A 15,413-nucleotide genomic window follows, 5' to 3' on the forward strand; every position below is an offset into this window, starting at 1 on the left:
ATTCTAGCTGAAGCGTTTCAGTCGTTTAAATGTTCGACAATTAATCAATCAGTCGCAGTTTGCAGCTGGTAAGGTTTCCCTCAGAGCGTAGCTGGATTACTCTGTCAGCCACCTCATCACAGGGACAGCCTTGCAGGAGATCTATGACCATTCGCATCGCGATTAATGGCTTCGGTCGTATTGGACGCAATGTGGTTCGTGCGCTATATGAATCCGGGCGCCGTGCGGAAATCACCGTGGTGGCAATCAATGAGCTGGCGGATGCTGCGGGCATCGCGCATTTGTTGAAATATGACACCAGCCATGGCCGTTTCGCCTGGGATGTTCGTCAGGAGCGCGAGCAGTTGTTTGTTGGCGATGATGCCATCCGTCTGCTGCACGAGCCGACCATTGCGGCGCTGCCCTGGCGCGAGCTGGCGGTAGACGTGGTGCTCGACTGCACCGGCGTTTACGGAAGCCGTGAGCACGGTGAGGCGCACCTGCAGGCGGGGGCGAAGAAAGTGCTCTTCTCCCATCCCGGCGGCAACGACCTCGACGCGACGGTGGTGTATGGCGTCAATCAGGATGAACTCCGCGCCGAGCACCGTATTGTCTCCAACGCCTCCTGTACCACCAACTGCATTATTCCGATCATTAAACTGTTAGATGATGCCTATGGCATCGAGTCCGGTACCGTCACCACCATTCACTCGGCGATGCATGACCAGCAGGTGATTGACGCCTATCATCCGGATCTCCGGCGTACCCGCGCGGCCAGCCAGTCGATCATTCCGGTGGATACCAAACTGGCGGCAGGGATAACCCGTATTTTCCCGCAGTTTAACGACCGTTTTGAAGCGATTGCCGTGCGGGTGCCGACGATAAACGTGACGGCAATTGACCTGAGCGTGACGGTTAAAAAACCGGTAAAAGCATGTGAAGTCAACCAGTTGCTGCAAAAAGCAGCACAAGGTGCATTTCATGGTATAGTTGACTATACGGAATTACCGTTGGTCTCGACAGATTTTAACCACGATCCGCACAGTGCTATTGTTGATGGCACGCAAACCCGGGTCAGTGGCGCGCATCTGATCAAAACGCTGGTCTGGTGCGATAACGAATGGGGCTTTGCTAACCGAATGCTCGACACGACGTTAGCGATGGCGGCTATTGGTTTCAGGTTCGACGCGTAAACGTCGACAAAACTTTATGAATCAACGAGAGGATTCACCATGTCTGTAATTAAGATGACCGATCTGGATCTGGCTGGTAAACGCGTTTTTATCCGTGCGGATCTGAACGTACCAGTTAAAGACGGGAAAGTAACCAGCGACGCGCGTATCCGTGCATCTCTGCCGACCATCGAACTGGCGCTGAAGCAGGGCGCGAAAGTGATGGTAACCTCCCACCTGGGTCGTCCGACCGAAGGCGAGTACAACGAAGAATTCTCTCTGCTGCCGGTTGTTAATTACCTGAAAGACAAACTGTCCAGCCCGGTACGTCTGGTTAAAGACTACCTGGACGGCGTTGAAGTGGCTGCCGGCGAGCTGGTGGTGCTGGAAAACGTTCGCTTCAACAAAGGCGAGAAAAAAGACGACGAAGCGCTGTCCAAAAAATACGCCGCGCTGTGCGACGTGTTCGTGATGGACGCCTTCGGTACCGCGCACCGCGCGCAGGCTTCCACCCACGGTATCGGCAAATTTGCTGACGTGGCGTGCGCAGGCCCGCTGCTGGCCGCTGAACTGGACGCGCTGGGTAAAGCGCTGAAAGAGCCGGCTCGTCCGATGGTCGCTATCGTCGGTGGTTCTAAAGTATCTACTAAGCTGACCGTGCTGGATTCCCTGTCTAAAATCGCTGACCAGCTGATCGTCGGCGGCGGTATCGCTAACACCTTCGTTGCCGCCCAGGGCCACAACGTCGGCAAATCCCTGTACGAAGCGGACCTGGTTGATGAAGCCAAGCGCCTGCTGAGCACCTGCGATATCCCGGTTCCGACTGACGTTCGCGTCGCGACCGAGTTCTCCGAAACCGCAACGGCGACTCTGAAATCTGTTAACGACATCAAAGATGATGAGCAGATTCTGGACCTTGGCGACGTTTCCGCACAGAAACTGGCTGAAATTCTGAAGAACGCCAAAACCATTCTGTGGAACGGCCCGGTTGGCGTATTCGAATTCCCGAACTTCCGTAAAGGGACTGAAATCGTGGCTAACGCTATCGCGGACAGCGAAGGTTTCTCCATCGCCGGCGGCGGTGACACCCTGGCAGCGATCGATCTGTTCGGCATCGCTGACAAAATTTCCTACATCTCCACTGGCGGCGGCGCGTTCCTTGAATTCGTCGAAGGCAAAGTCCTGCCGGCAGTAGCGATGCTCGAAGAGCGCGCTAAGCAGTAATTCAGTTCAGGCGGGGAAACCCGCCTGTTTTTCAGCGCGCTTAAGGGCTCGCGAACCTTCTTCAACGGTCGAAGATACAGATACAGGACTAAGTAACATGTCTAAAATTTTTGATTTCGTAAAACCGGGCGTCATCACTGGCGACGACGTTCAGAAAGTGTTCCAGGTAGCGAAAGAAAACAACTTTGCACTGCCGGCGGTAAACTGCGTAGGGACTGACTCCATCAACGCCGTTCTGGAAGCTGCTGCGAAAGTACGCTCTCCGGTTATCGTTCAGTTCTCTAACGGCGGCGCAGCGTTCATCGCAGGTAAAGGCGTGAAAACTGACGTTCCTCAGGGTGCTGCTATCCTCGGCGCTATCTCTGGCGCGCACCACGTGCACCAGATGGCTGAGCACTACGGCGTGCCGGTTATCCTGCACACTGACCACTGCGCGAAGAAACTGCTGCCGTGGATCGACGGCCTGCTGGACGCGGGTGAAAAACACTTCGCCGCTACCGGCAAACCGCTGTTCTCTTCTCACATGATCGACCTGTCTGAAGAGTCCCTGCACGAAAACATCGAAATCTGCTCTAAATACCTGGCGCGCATGGCCAAAATGGACATGACCCTGGAAATCGAACTGGGTTGCACCGGTGGCGAAGAAGACGGCGTGGACAACAGCCACATGGACGCTTCCGCCCTGTACACCCAGCCGGAAGACGTGGATTACGCTTACACCGAGCTGAGCAAAATCAGCCCGCGCTTCACTATCGCCGCTTCCTTCGGTAACGTACACGGCGTGTACAAACCGGGTAACGTCGTTCTGACCCCGACTATCCTGCGCGATTCTCAGGAATATGTTTCCAAGAAACACAACCTGCCGCACAACAGCCTGAACTTCGTCTTCCACGGCGGTTCCGGTTCTTCCGCTCAGGAAATCAAAGACTCCGTCAGCTACGGCGTAGTGAAAATGAACATCGATACCGACACCCAGTGGGCAACCTGGGACGGTATCCTGCAGTACTACAAAGCGAACGAAGCTTACCTGCAGGGCCAGCTGGGCAACCCGAAAGGCGAAGACCAGCCGAACAAGAAATACTACGACCCGCGCGTATGGCTGCGTGCTGCACAGACTTCCATGGTGACTCGTCTGGAGCAGGCATTTAAAGAGCTGAACGCGATCGACGTTCTGTAAGAAAAATCTGTTTCTTACCCCGAAGCCCGCAGCAATGCGGGCTTTTTTATTATCTTAACAACAGGATAGCTCAGCAGAAAACTGTGATCCATTTGGCAAAACGTGCACTTATTGTTTACCCTATAACCTGACTGCCCTGTCGCAGGCTGAGTTATTTACTTCCCCCTGGGGGATTCATAAGGAATGTTAAATGGAAGATTTGAACGTTGTCGATAGCATCAACCACGCCGGGACGTGGCTGGCACGCAACCAGGAGCTGCTGCTGAGCTATGCCGTCAACATCGTCGCGGCTATCGCTATCCTGATCGTCGGGATGATCGTGGCGCGCGTCGTCTCTAATACCGTCAACCGCCTGATGCTGGCGCGTAAAATTGACGCCACCGTTGCCGATTTCCTCTCCGCGCTGGTGCGCTATGCGGTTATCGCCTTTACGCTGATTGCCGCCCTGGGACGCGTGGGCGTGCAGACCGCCTCGGTCATTGCGGTGCTGGGCGCCGCGGGTTTAGCCGTCGGTCTGGCGCTGCAGGGATCACTGTCTAACCTCGCGGCTGGCGTACTGCTGGTGATGTTCCGCCCTTTCCGCGCCGGCGAGTATGTCGACCTTGGTGGTGTAGCGGGTACGGTGCTTAACGTACAGATTTTCTCCACTACCCTGCGTACCGCCGACGGTAAAGTGGTGGTGGTGCCGAACGGCAAAATCATCGCCGGCAACATCATTAACTTCTCCCGTGAACCGGCGCGCCGCAATGAGTTTATTATCGGCGTCTCTTACGATGCCGATATCGACAAGGTGAAGCAGCTCCTGACCTCGATTATCGAATCTGACGATCGTATTCTGCGCGATCGGGAAATGACGGTTCGCCTGAACGAACTCGGCGCCTCGTCGGTGAACTTCGTGGTGCGCGTCTGGAGCAAAAGCAGCGATCTGCAAAACGTCTACTGGGATATCCTCGAGCGCATCAAGCGTGAATTTGACGCCAACGGCATCAGCTTCCCTTATCCGCAGATGGATGTTCATGTGGTGCGTCTGCCGGAAAAAGCCGAGTAAATGGCCACTCAGTGACTCAGGCCGGCGATGCCGGCCTTTTTTAATGGCTCATTATTAGCTTTGCTTATTAATGATTAATACTTTCAATTTCCGCTAATAATTTATTCGCGTTATAGTCAGCGCCACTCTCGAACACAGCGGAAAAATCCTCATGTTTACCTATTACTTTCAGGGCCTTGCCCTGGGGGCGGCAATGATTTTGCCGCTTGGCCCCCAAAATGCTTTCGTGATGAACCAGGGGATCCGTCGTCAGTATCACCTGATGATTGCCTTGCTGTGCGCCGTCAGCGACTTGCTGCTGATCTGCGCCGGCATTTTTGGCGGCAGCGCGCTGCTGATGCAGTCCCCCTGGCTACTGGCGCTCGTGACCTGGGGCGGCGTGGCCTTTTTACTGTGGTACGGCTTTGGCGCATTGAAAACAGCGTTCAGCCAGAATCTTGAGCTCGCCAGCGCCGAGGTGATGCAGCAGGGGCGCTGGAAAATCATTATCACTATGCTGGCGGTCACCTGGCTGAATCCGCACGTTTATCTGGATACCTTTGTGGTGTTGGGCAGCCTGGGAGGCCAGCTGGCGATGGAGCCGAAGCGCTGGTTTGCGCTGGGAACCATTAGCGCCTCTTTCCTGTGGTTCTTTGGTCTGGCGCTGTTGGCCGCATGGCTGGCGCCGCGGCTACGTACCGCCAGAGCCCAGCGGATCATCAACATTGTGGTCGGCGCCGTCATGTGGTTTATTGCGTTTCAGCTGGCAAAAGAGGGCGTCGGCCATATCCAGGCGTTGCTCAACTAAGCGTTGTCCGATGGACTTTCCCGCTGTACGCGCTAAGCTTGCTGGCATGCGTCCCGTAAGGGCGATTTAAGTAACATGGAGAAACGACAGTGAAGTTAAAAGTCTTAGCCCTGGCGGCAACACTCGGATTTAGCACGATGGCGGCACAGGCCAGCGAATTGCCGGACGGTCCGCATATTGTGACTTCAGGCACAGCAAGCGTTGCTGCGGTTCCGGATATCGCCACCCTGGCGATCGAAGTGAACGTGGCGGCAAAAGATGCCGCATCGGCAAAAAAACAGGCTGACGATCGCGTTGCGCAATACCTCTCTTTCCTCGAAAAGAGCGGCATTGCGAAAAAAGACATCAACTCGGCGAATCTGCGCACCCAACCTGATTACGACTATCAGAACGGGAAAAGCATTCTGAAAGGCTACCGCGCGGTGCGCACTGTCGAAGTGACCTTGCGCCAGCTGGATAAACTCAACGGTCTGCTGGACGGCGCCCTGAAAGCCGGTCTGAACGAAATTCGCTCCGTCTCGCTGGGCGTTGCGCAACCGGACGCCTACAAAGATAAAGCGCGTAAAGCGGCGATCGACGACGCCGTGCATCAGGCGCAGGAGCTGGCCGCAGGTTTCCACAGCAAGCTGGGTCCGGTGTACAGCGTGCGCTACCACGTCTCTAATTATCAGCCGAGCCCGATGGTTCGCATGATGAAGGCCGCTGACGCTGCGCCGGTTTCCGCCCAGGAAACCTACGAGCAGGCCACAATCCAGTTTGACGACCAGGTCGACGTCGTGTTTGAACTGCAGCCGGCGCAGGCTGCGGCCCCGGCCACGCCGGCGAAACCGGCTGAAGCGCCGAAACCGGCCCAGTAAGCGATAGAAACAAAAAAGCCACTTCAGCGAAGTGGCTTTTTTTATGCCCGCGGCTTAATCCTGACGCAGTACCTTGTGGCCGTAGTCGATGAGCGCATCGGTCACCCGGCGCATCATGCGGCTTTCCGGGGCAAAGCGGTGCCAGTAAAGCATACGGCGCTGAAACAGGCCGGGAGTGAGGTCGATAAGCTCGCCGCTGTTGAGCTCTTTTTCGATCTGCAGATGGGGGATCATGCAGCAGGTGGTGCCCTGGCGCGCCAGCTGGACGAAGGCTTCCGACGAGTTGACGATATGGCAGGGGACGCTACCCGGCGGCAGGTCGAAGTTTTGCTGCAGAAATGCCTGATGCATATCATCCAGATGATCGAAAGCGACGACCGGCGCTTTCAGCAGCGCCGAGCGCGTTACGCCGTTGGGGAAATAGCGTTGCGCAAACTCTTTTGAGGCGACAAACAGGTAATCGAGCGCGCCGAGCTGATCCACCAGGCAGCTTGGCAGCGCCTGTGGCTGGATACTTACCGCGCCGACCACTTCGCCACGGCGCAGGCGTTCCTGGGTGCGGGTTTCATCTTCCACCTGCAGGTTGAGACGAATAGGGGAGTCCGACAGCACATTAGCCAGCGCCGGCAGCAGCCAGGTCGCCAGACTGTCGGCGTTCACCGCCAGCGACAGCAGCAGCGGCGTGGAGCCAGTCTGCTCGTCCCCCAGCCACTCTTCCTCCAGCAGTTCAACCTGGCGCAACAGCGCCAGCAATTTTTGCCCTTGCTCGGTTGGGCGCGGCGGCACGGTACGTACCAGCAGCGGCTGGCCGAACATATTTTCCAGTTGCTTAATACGCTGTGAGACGGCGGACTGGGTAATACATAGCTTCTGCGCGGCGCGCTCAAATCCTCGTTCTCTAATCACCGCGTCCAGCGCTTGTAGTGTCCTGTAGTCCGGTCGTTTCATTATTCTGGCGTGCCCCCATAACTAATCGTTATCTCGCACTATGACATAAATTTTTATTTGATACAGACGAAATTGGTCTGCTCTGTTGTGTGATCTGCATCGCAGGGACATTTCCACTGTCGATGTTCTATAATGCGCCACAGGCATTCACATCTCGGACCATAATTATGACGCAGGATGAACTGAAAAAAGCGGTAGGTTGGGCGGCGCTGCAATACGTACAGCCAGGGACCATTGTGGGCGTAGGCACCGGCTCGACGGCGGCCCATTTTATTGACGCGCTGGGCACCATGAAGGGGCAAATCGAAGGGGCGGTTTCCAGCTCCGATGCCTCCACCGAGAAGCTGAAAAGCCTCGGGATCACCGTCTTCGATCTCAACAGCGTCGATCGCCTGGGGATCTACGTTGACGGCGCGGATGAGATCAACGGCCACATGCAGATGATCAAAGGCGGCGGCGCGGCGCTGACCCGTGAGAAGATCATCGCCTCGGTAGCGGATAAATTTATCTGCATCGCCGATGCCTCCAAGCAGGTCGATATTCTGGGTAAATTCCCGCTGCCGGTTGAGGTCATTCCGATGGCGCGCAGCGCCGTGGCGCGCCAGCTGGTCAAATTGGGCGGCCGTCCGGAATACCGTCAGGGCGTGGTGACCGATAACGGCAACGTGATCCTTGACGTGCACGGCCTGGAAATTCTCGATGCTATCGCGCTGGAAAACGCGATTAACGGCATTCCTGGCGTCGTGACCGTGGGGCTGTTCGCCAACCGCGGCGCCGACGTGGCGCTGATCGGCACCGCTGACGGTGTGAAAACCATCGTAAAATAGTCTGTCCGCAGGGAGCCAACCGGCTCCCTCGCAAATATTTTTTCACCTGGCGCAATTTAGTGACTTCTGTCACATTTGTGCAACCATTCTGATTAACGCGCTACCGTTCATTATCTTTCTGGTGTTTTGTCCTGCCATTTCCTTCTGAATGACATTTCTTCAGGACGGCGACGCAAACGTTCATATTGCCGCGATAGTTTTTTTTGATATGTTGCTGAGACGAACTTTCGTTCAGCACGACATCAGTTAAGACAAAACAGGACGGGGAAATGGCTAAGGTATCACTGGAAAAAGACAAGATTAAATTTCTGCTGGTTGAAGGTGTGCATCAAAAGGCAATCGATAGCCTTCGCGCGGCAGGTTACACCAACATTGAATTTCATAAAGGCGCGCTGGATTCCGAACAGCTGAAAGCGTCGATCCGTGATGCCCATTTCATCGGCCTGCGTTCCCGTACCCACCTGACTGAAGAGATTTTCGCCGCGGCGGAAAAACTGGTTGCCGTCGGCTGTTTCTGCATCGGTACCAACCAGGTCGATCTGGACGCCGCCGCGAAGCGCGGTATTCCGGTGTTTAACGCGCCATTCTCCAATACCCGTTCGGTGGCCGAGCTGGTGATCGGTGAGCTGCTGCTGCTGCTGCGCGGCGTGCCGGAAGCCAATGCTAAGGCGCATCGCGGCGTATGGAATAAGCTGGCGGTGGGGAGCTTTGAAGCGCGCGGCAAGAAACTGGGGATTATCGGTTACGGCCACATCGGCACCCAGCTCGGCATTCTGGCGGAATCGCTGGGGATGCATGTCTTCTTCTATGATATTGAAAATAAACTGCCGCTGGGCAACGCCACTCAGGTACAGCATCTCTCCGACCTGCTGAACATGAGTGATGTGGTCAGCCTGCACGTGCCGGAAAACGCCTCCACCAAAAATATGATGGGCGCGGAAGAGCTGGCGCTGATGAAGCCGGGCGCGCTGCTGATCAACGCTTCCCGCGGTACCGTGGTGGATATTCCGGCGCTATGCGATGCGCTGGCGAGTAAGCATCTGGCCGGGGCGGCGATCGACGTCTTCCCGACCGAACCCGCGACCAACAGCGACCCCTTCACTTCGCCGCTGTGCGAGTTTGATAACGTGATCCTGACGCCGCATATCGGTGGCTCCACTCAGGAAGCGCAGGAGAACATCGGTCTGGAAGTGGCCGGCAAGCTGGCGAAGTACTCTGACAATGGGTCTACCCTGTCGGCGGTCAACTTCCCGGAAGTTTCTCTGCCGCTGCACGGTGGACGCCGTCTGCTGCACATCCATGAGAACCGGCCGGGCGTCCTGACCGCCATCAACCAGATCTTCGCCGCGCAGAGCATCAATATTGCCGCCCAGTATCTGCAAACGTCGCCGCAGATGGGTTACGTGGTTATTGATATCGAAGCGGAAGAAGATGTTGCCCAGCAGGCGCTGCAGGCGATGAAAGCGATCCCGGGGACTATCCGCGCCCGTCTGCTGTTCTAACCATTTTTGCCTCTCGGGCAGGTCGCGTGCCTGCCCGTTTTTTTGTTAACACCTTCCAGGCTGAAATTCTTCTCCTCACGTACCTACCAACACCAGGTTTTGCCCGGGGTGATCACCGCCGGCAGCGGGATATCCCACTCTTCGCTCGGCAGGGCGTCCACCTGCTGGCAGTCGTGCGCGTAGCCCACCGGCTGCAGGCGATACTGTTGCCAGTTTTGCAGCGTCCGGTCGTAAAAACCGCCACCCATCCCCAGCCGTTGTCCGCCGGCATCGAAGGCCACCAGCGGGGTGACCAGCACATCGAGATCAGCGAGCGGCAGCACGTCGCGCACGTCGAGCTTCGGTTCGCGGATCTTCAGGCGATTCACTATCAGTTCGCTCTGCGGATGGTAATGTAAAAACAACAGGTTACCGGGGCTAAACGGATGCAGCACCGGGAGATACACCCGCTTGCCGGCCCGCCAGAGCTGGTCAATCAGCGGTTGGGTGTCCAGCTCGCCGTCAAAGGAGAGAAACAGCGCCACGGTTTGGGCGAGAACCACCGGCGGCCAGACCATCATTCGCTCTGCGGCCTGCAGGGCAAACTGCCGCTGTTGCTCAGGGCTGAGCGCGCGTCGACGCTCGCGGATCTGCTGGCGAATATGCTGGCGGGAAAGCAGGGTATCGGGCTGTAGGGTCATGCAGGTCTCATGGCGAGCAGGCGAAACAATAGAAAGCAGTGTAATACAGTGCGGCGTCAGCCGAAAACAGGTGTGGGGGAATAATGCGAAGTGAGGAAGGGAATCTCCGAGATGCCGCCGCAGGCTGTAACCCTTGAACCCTTGGTTCAAGGTGAATGTGTCGTCACGGTTTTAAGGCTTCTCGGACGGACCGAGCATGCTCACCAACCGTGGAGCGCCACATTCTTGTGGTATGAAATATCGGCTCAGGGGACTGGCCCGCTTGCAAACATCTCAGAGAAATTTTGTTCCTAGAGTTACTCTAACACAGTTAACTGCAAAGTGTTATTCAAACTTCGACCCTGGTCTTTCGCTTATGCGACCTTGCTCAAGCAATGCTTGCTCGATGGTCTGCTGAAGCATGCGAATGCGCTGCTCCATGCTGGAAGCGTAGTCGCGGGTCTTCGCTTTTTCCTGAGTCAACTCATAGCTGATGTTCAACGCGGCGATGAAGACCAGCTGCTCAGTATTTGTGACTCTAGTGCGTTCTTTTAAATCTTGCAACCGCTGATTAAGGTCTTCAGCTGCCTGATTCAGGGCATCCCTTTGTTCAGGCGGGCAATTCACTCGCAGTGAACGGCCGAAAATTTGGAGATCTACGGGTTGTGCAGACATGCCACCTTCCTGCTGATTGACTGCGCTGCCTTCACACCCTGACCCGGGTCTGCGAAGGGGCGACACTATAGCTACCCTGGTGCGAAGATACAAGCCCTATTCTGGTTCACCAGGGTCCAAAGTGGTAGCATACCATGAATATTCCTCCCAACGATGACGAATGCGCATGTCTATACAGAACGAAATGCCTGGTTACAACGATGTAGACCAGTTACTGAACCAACAAGGGGTAGGGCTTACCCCGGCCGAGATGCACGGTTTGATCAGCGGATTGCTGTGCGGCGGCAACACGGACAGCAGCTGGCAGCCGCTGGTGCACGACCTGACCAACGAAGGTCTCGCCTTCGGCCATGAGCTGGCCCAGGCGCTGCGTAACATGCATTCCGCCATCAGCGACTCACTGGATGACGACGGCTTCCTCTTTCAACTGTATCTGCCGGAAGGCGATGCGGTGAGCGTCTTTGATCGCGCCGACGCTCTCGCCGGCTGGGTCAACCACTTCCTTCTTGGCCTTGGCGTGAGCCAGCCGAAGCTGGATAAAGTGAAAGACGAAACCGGGGAAGCGATTGACGATCTGCGTAATATTGCCCAGCTGGGCTACGATGAAGACGAAGATCAGGAAGAGCTGGAGATGTCTCTGGAGGAGATTATCGAGTATGTCCGCGTTGCCGCACTGCTGTGCCACGACACCTTTGCGCGTCAGCAGCCAACCGCACCGGAAGTCCGCAAACCGACATTACACTAACTAAAATTCGTTCAGGGGGCGTCATGACTCAGCAGGAATTTCTCTCGCGTCGCCAGGCGCTGTTGGCGCAGATGCAGCCAGGCAGCGCGGCGCTGATTTTCGCCGCACCGGAAGCGGTACGCAGTGCAGATTCGGAATATCCCTACCGGCAGAACAGCGATTTTTGGTACTTCACCGGCTTCAACGAACCGGAAGCGCTGCTGGTGTTGATTAAAAGCGATGAAACCCACAACCATAGCGTGCTGTTCAACCGGGTTCGCGATCTGACCGCTGAGATCTGGTTCGGTCGCCGTCTGGGCCAGGAAGCCGCGCCGGCGAAGCTTGGCGTTGACCGGGCGCTGGCGTTCAGCGAAATCAACCAGCAGCTGTATCAGCTGCTCAACGGTCTGGACGCTATCTATTTCGCCCAGGGCGAATATGCCTATGCCGATCAGATTGTGTTCAACGCCCTCGAAAAACTTCGCAAAGGCTCGCGCCAGAACCTGCAGGCGCCGAACTCGGTCATCGACTGGCGGCCCATTGTGCATGAGATGCGCCTGTTCAAATCGGCGGAAGAGCTGGCCGTGATGCGCCGCGCCGGTGAAATTAGCGCTCTGGCCCATACCCGGGCGATGGAAAAATGCCGCCCAGGCATGTTCGAGTATCAGCTGGAAGGCGAAATTCTTCATGAATTCAATCGCCACGGCGCGCGTTTCCCCTCCTATAACACCATCGTTGGCGGCGGCGAAAACGGCTGCATTCTGCACTACACCGAAAATGAATCTGAACTGCGCGACGGCGATCTGGTGTTGATTGACGCCGGCTGCGAGTATCGCGGCTACGCCGGCGACATTACCCGCACCTTCCCGGTGAACGGCAAATTCAGCCAGCCGCAGCGCGAAATCTACGATATCGTGCTGGAATCGCTGGAGACCGCGCTGGAACTCTACCGCCCGGGCACCTCAATCTGCCAGGTGAATCAGGAAGTGGTGCGCATCATGATCACCGGCCTGGTGCGGCTCGGGATCCTCAAAGGCGAGGTTGACGAGCTGATCGCCAACAACGCCCACCGCCCGTACTTTATGCACGGTCTGAGCCACTGGCTGGGGCTGGATGTGCACGATGTCGGTAATTACGACACCGACCGTTCGCGCGTCCTGGAACCGGGAATGGTGCTGACCGTCGAGCCGGGGCTGTATATCGCCGCCGACGCCGACGTACCGGCGCAGTATCGCGGCATCGGCATTCGTATTGAAGATGACATCGTGATTACTGAAGACGGCAACGAAAATCTCACCGCCGGCGTGGTGAAGAAGGCAGATGAGATCGAGGCGCTGATGGCGGCGGCGCGCCAGTCATGAGCGTGCTGATTGTCGGCGGCGGGATGACCGGCGCGACGCTCGCCCTGGCCATCTCCCGTATGACCGGCGGCGCGCTGCCGGTCCATCTGATTGAGGCGCAGGATCCCCAGTCGGCTCGCCATCCCGGCTTCGACGACCGGGCGATCGCCCTGGCCGCCGGCACCTGCCAGCAACTGGCGCGCATCGGCGTCTGGCAACGTCTCGCCGAGCGGGCGACGCCTATCCAGCGGGTACACGTCAGCGACCGCGGCCATGCTGGTTTTGTGAATCTGGCGGCGGCGGATTATAGCCTGTCGGCGCTGGGTCAGGTGGTTGAACTCCACGATGTCGGCCAGCGACTGTTTAGCCTGCTGCGCGAGGCACCGGGCGTGACGCTACATTGCCCGGCGAAAGTGGAAGCGGTCAGTCGCAGCCAGGAGAGCGTCAGCCTTACCCTTGAGGGGGGCGAAACGATCAGCGGTAAGCTGCTGGTGGCGGCGGACGGTTCGCGTTCGTCGCTGGGCGCCCGCTGCGGCATCAGCTGGCAACAGCAGCCCTATGAGCAACTGGCGATTATCGCCAACGTGAGCACCGCGCTGCCCCACGAAGGCCGCGCGTTCGAACGTTTTACCGAGCATGGCCCGCTGGCGATGCTGCCGATGTCGCAAGGGCGCTGCTCGCTGGTGTGGTGTCATCCGCAGTCGCGCCGCGATGAGGTGCTGAGCTGGTCTGACGAACGTTTTTGTCAGGAGCTGCAGCAGGCGTTCGGCTGGCGGCTGGGGCGCATTACTCACGCCGGGAAGCGCAGCGTCTATCCGCTGGCTCTCACCACCGCCAGCCGCGCGGTGTCGCACCGCCTGGCGCTGGTCGGCAACGCGGCGCAGACGCTGCACCCGATTGCCGGGCAGGGCTTTAATCTCGGCCTGCGCGATGTGATGAGCCTGGCGGAGCTGCTCGCTGACGCCCATCTCAGCGGCGAAGATGTCGGCCATTATCCGCTGCTGTGTCGCTATCAGGCGCGCAGGGCAGGGGATAAAGCCGCCACCATCGGCGTGACCGATGGGCTGGTGCATCTGTTTGCCAACCGTTGGACGCCGCTGGTGGCGGGGCGCAATGTCGGTCTGATGGCCATGGAATTATTTACCCCGGCGCGCGATGCGCTGGCGCAGCGTACCCTCGGTTGGGTTCCCCGTTAAGGAGTAGAACGTGCAAAGTGTTGATGTTGCCATTGTTGGCGGTGGAATGGTGGGGCTGGCGGTAGCCTGCGGTTTACAGGGCAGCGGCCTGCGCGTCGCGGTGCTGGAGAAAGCGGAGCCGCAGCCGCTGGCCGCCGATGCGCCGCCGGCGCTGCGCGTGTCGGCAATTAACGCCGCCAGCGAAAAGCTACTGACCCGCATCGGCGTCTGGTCAGAGATCGTCGCCCAGCGCGCCAGCTGCTATCACGGAATGGAAGTGTGGGACAAAGACAGCTTCGGCCGCATTAGCTTTGATGACCAGAGCATGGGCTTCAGCCATCTGGGCCACATTATTGAAAACGCTGTGGTGCATTATGCGCTGTGGCAGAAGGCGCAGCGCTGCGCCGACGTCACCCTGCTGGCGCCTGCGCAACTGCAGCAGGTGGCGTGGGGCGAGAATGAAGCCTTTCTCAGCCTGCAGGACGGCAGCATGCTCACCGCGCGGCTGGTGATCGGCGCCGATGGTGCCAATTCATGGCTGCGCAATAAAGCCGATATTCCGCTGACTTTCTGGGATTACCATCATCATGCGCTGGTGGCGACCATCCGTACCGCTGAGCCGCATCAGGCGGTGGCCCGCCAGGCGTTCCATGGCGACGGGATCCTCGCCTTCCTGCCGCTCTGCGATCCGCATCTGTGCTCGATCGTCTGGTCGCTGTCGCCGGCGGAGGCGCAGCGGATGCAGGAGGCTGATGAAGCCACCTTTAATCAGGCGTTGAATATCGCCTTCGATAATGGCCTTGGCCTCTGCCAGCTGGAAAGCGCACGTGAAGTCTTCCCGCTGACCGGCCGCTATGCCCGCCAGTTCGCCGCCCACCGCCTGGCGCTGGTCGGCGATGCCGCGCATACCATCCACCCGCTGGCCGGGCAGGGCGTCAATCTCGGCTTTATGGATGCCGCCGAGCTTATTGACGAACTGAAGCGCCTGCACGCCCAGGGCAAGGATATCGGCCAGCATCTTTATCTGCGCCGCTACGAGCGTAGCCGCAAGCACAGCGCCGCGCTGATGCTGGCGGGCATGCAGGGCTTCCGCGACATGTTTTCCGGTAGCCATCCGGCGAAGAAATTCATCCGCGACATGGGGCTGAAACTGGCCGATACGCTGCCGGGCGTGAAACCGCAGCTGATTCGCCAGGCGATGGGCCTCAACGATCTGCCTGCCTGGTTACGTTAACCGCGTCACACTTCTTTCACCCGGCCTGCGCGCCGGGTTTTCCCCCTCATTTGAAATATTCTAATTTCACCTCTTTTTTCGCATT

General features: G+C 57.8%; 15 protein-coding genes and 1 other RNA gene. 12 read left to right on the top strand and 4 right to left on the bottom strand.

The annotated features are described in order from the left end of the window. Window positions 1-143 precede the first annotated feature (143 nt). The 6 genes from epd (at window position 144) to ABLV76_RS09970 (ending at window position 6,244) form a co-directional block, all read left to right on the top strand. Window positions 144-1,172 carry an erythrose-4-phosphate dehydrogenase gene (epd, locus tag ABLV76_RS09945; protein WP_004205289.1) on the top strand — a complete coding sequence of 343 codons (1,029 nt, stop codon included), beginning with the start codon at window positions 144-146 and terminating at the stop codon, window positions 1,170-1,172. A 39-nt stretch (window positions 1,173-1,211) separates the two neighbouring features. Then, complete coding sequence (gene pgk, locus ABLV76_RS09950; RefSeq protein ID WP_017899784.1) at window positions 1,212-2,375, top strand: phosphoglycerate kinase; 1,164 nt, start codon at window positions 1,212-1,214, stop codon at window positions 2,373-2,375. A 97-nt stretch (window positions 2,376-2,472) separates the two neighbouring features. After that, window positions 2,473-3,552, top strand: coding sequence for a class II fructose-bisphosphate aldolase (fbaA, locus tag ABLV76_RS09955; RefSeq protein WP_004205292.1), 1,080 nt, complete (start codon window positions 2,473-2,475; stop codon window positions 3,550-3,552). Window positions 3,553-3,742: 190 nt separating this feature from the next. Continuing rightward, complete coding sequence (locus tag ABLV76_RS09960) at window positions 3,743-4,600, top strand: small-conductance mechanosensitive channel MscS (protein ID WP_017899785.1); 858 nt, start codon at window positions 3,743-3,745, stop codon at window positions 4,598-4,600. Window positions 4,601-4,751: 151 nt separating this feature from the next. Then, on the top strand, window positions 4,752-5,387 hold the full coding sequence (gene argO / locus ABLV76_RS09965) for an arginine exporter ArgO (protein WP_004205294.1): 636 nt from the start codon (window positions 4,752-4,754) through the stop codon (window positions 5,385-5,387). 89 nt (window positions 5,388-5,476) lie between these two features. After that, window positions 5,477-6,244 carry an oxidative stress defense protein gene (locus ABLV76_RS09970; RefSeq protein ID WP_004205295.1) on the top strand — a complete coding sequence of 256 codons (768 nt, stop codon included), beginning with the start codon at window positions 5,477-5,479 and terminating at the stop codon, window positions 6,242-6,244. 54 nt (window positions 6,245-6,298) lie between these two features. Here ABLV76_RS09970 and argP read toward each other — a convergent pair whose 3' ends face one another. Beyond that, complete coding sequence (argP, locus tag ABLV76_RS09975; RefSeq protein ID WP_002916497.1) at window positions 6,299-7,192, bottom strand: DNA-binding transcriptional regulator ArgP; 894 nt, start codon at window positions 7,190-7,192, stop codon at window positions 6,299-6,301. 167 nt (window positions 7,193-7,359) lie between these two features. Between argP and rpiA the strand changes: the two genes are divergently transcribed. Then, window positions 7,360-8,019 carry a ribose-5-phosphate isomerase RpiA gene (gene rpiA, locus ABLV76_RS09980; protein ID WP_002916495.1) on the top strand — a complete coding sequence of 220 codons (660 nt, stop codon included), beginning with the start codon at window positions 7,360-7,362 and terminating at the stop codon, window positions 8,017-8,019. A 269-nt stretch (window positions 8,020-8,288) separates the two neighbouring features. Next, complete coding sequence (gene serA, locus ABLV76_RS09985) at window positions 8,289-9,521, top strand: phosphoglycerate dehydrogenase (RefSeq protein ID WP_043520934.1); 1,233 nt, start codon at window positions 8,289-8,291, stop codon at window positions 9,519-9,521. 83 nt (window positions 9,522-9,604) lie between these two features. Here serA and ABLV76_RS09990 read toward each other — a convergent pair whose 3' ends face one another. From ABLV76_RS09990 to zapA, 3 genes are all read right to left on the bottom strand, one after another. Continuing rightward, window positions 9,605-10,201, bottom strand: a complete 597-nt coding sequence (locus tag ABLV76_RS09990; protein WP_023319122.1) for a 5-formyltetrahydrofolate cyclo-ligase — start codon at window positions 10,199-10,201, stop codon at window positions 9,605-9,607. Between the two features lie 99 nt (window positions 10,202-10,300). Then, window positions 10,301-10,484, bottom strand: a non-coding RNA gene (gene ssrS / locus ABLV76_RS09995) — 6S RNA. 41 nt (window positions 10,485-10,525) lie between these two features. Then, window positions 10,526-10,855 carry a cell division protein ZapA gene (gene zapA, locus ABLV76_RS10000; protein ID WP_004205298.1) on the bottom strand — a complete coding sequence of 110 codons (330 nt, stop codon included), beginning with the start codon at window positions 10,853-10,855 and terminating at the stop codon, window positions 10,526-10,528. Window positions 10,856-11,021: 166 nt separating this feature from the next. On the opposite strand from zapA, the gene ABLV76_RS10005 reads away from it, so the two are divergent. The 4 genes from ABLV76_RS10005 to ubiI are packed head-to-tail and all read left to right on the top strand — an operon-like array spanning window position 11,022 to window position 15,328. After that, window positions 11,022-11,600, top strand: coding sequence for a YecA family protein (locus ABLV76_RS10005; RefSeq protein WP_002916486.1), 579 nt, complete (start codon window positions 11,022-11,024; stop codon window positions 11,598-11,600). Between the two features lie 23 nt (window positions 11,601-11,623). Further along, entirely contained in the window at window positions 11,624-12,940 is a 1,317-nt protein-coding gene (gene pepP / locus ABLV76_RS10010; RefSeq protein WP_049116103.1) for a Xaa-Pro aminopeptidase, read from the top strand. Then, window positions 12,937-14,115 (top strand): 2-octaprenyl-6-methoxyphenyl hydroxylase, encoded by a 1,179-nt coding sequence (gene ubiH, locus ABLV76_RS10015; RefSeq protein ID WP_017899790.1) that lies wholly within the window; start codon window positions 12,937-12,939, stop codon window positions 14,113-14,115. Before pepP ends, ubiH begins: the two co-directional genes overlap by 4 nt. A 10-nt stretch (window positions 14,116-14,125) precedes the next feature. Next, on the top strand, window positions 14,126-15,328 hold the full coding sequence (gene ubiI, locus ABLV76_RS10020) for an FAD-dependent 2-octaprenylphenol hydroxylase (protein WP_017899791.1): 1,203 nt from the start codon (window positions 14,126-14,128) through the stop codon (window positions 15,326-15,328). Window positions 15,329-15,413: the final 85 nt, after the last annotated feature.

It is taken from the genome of Klebsiella sp. GB_Kp047, assembly GCF_040065235.1.
Lineage (GTDB): Bacteria > Pseudomonadota > Gammaproteobacteria > Enterobacterales > Enterobacteriaceae > Klebsiella > Klebsiella quasipneumoniae.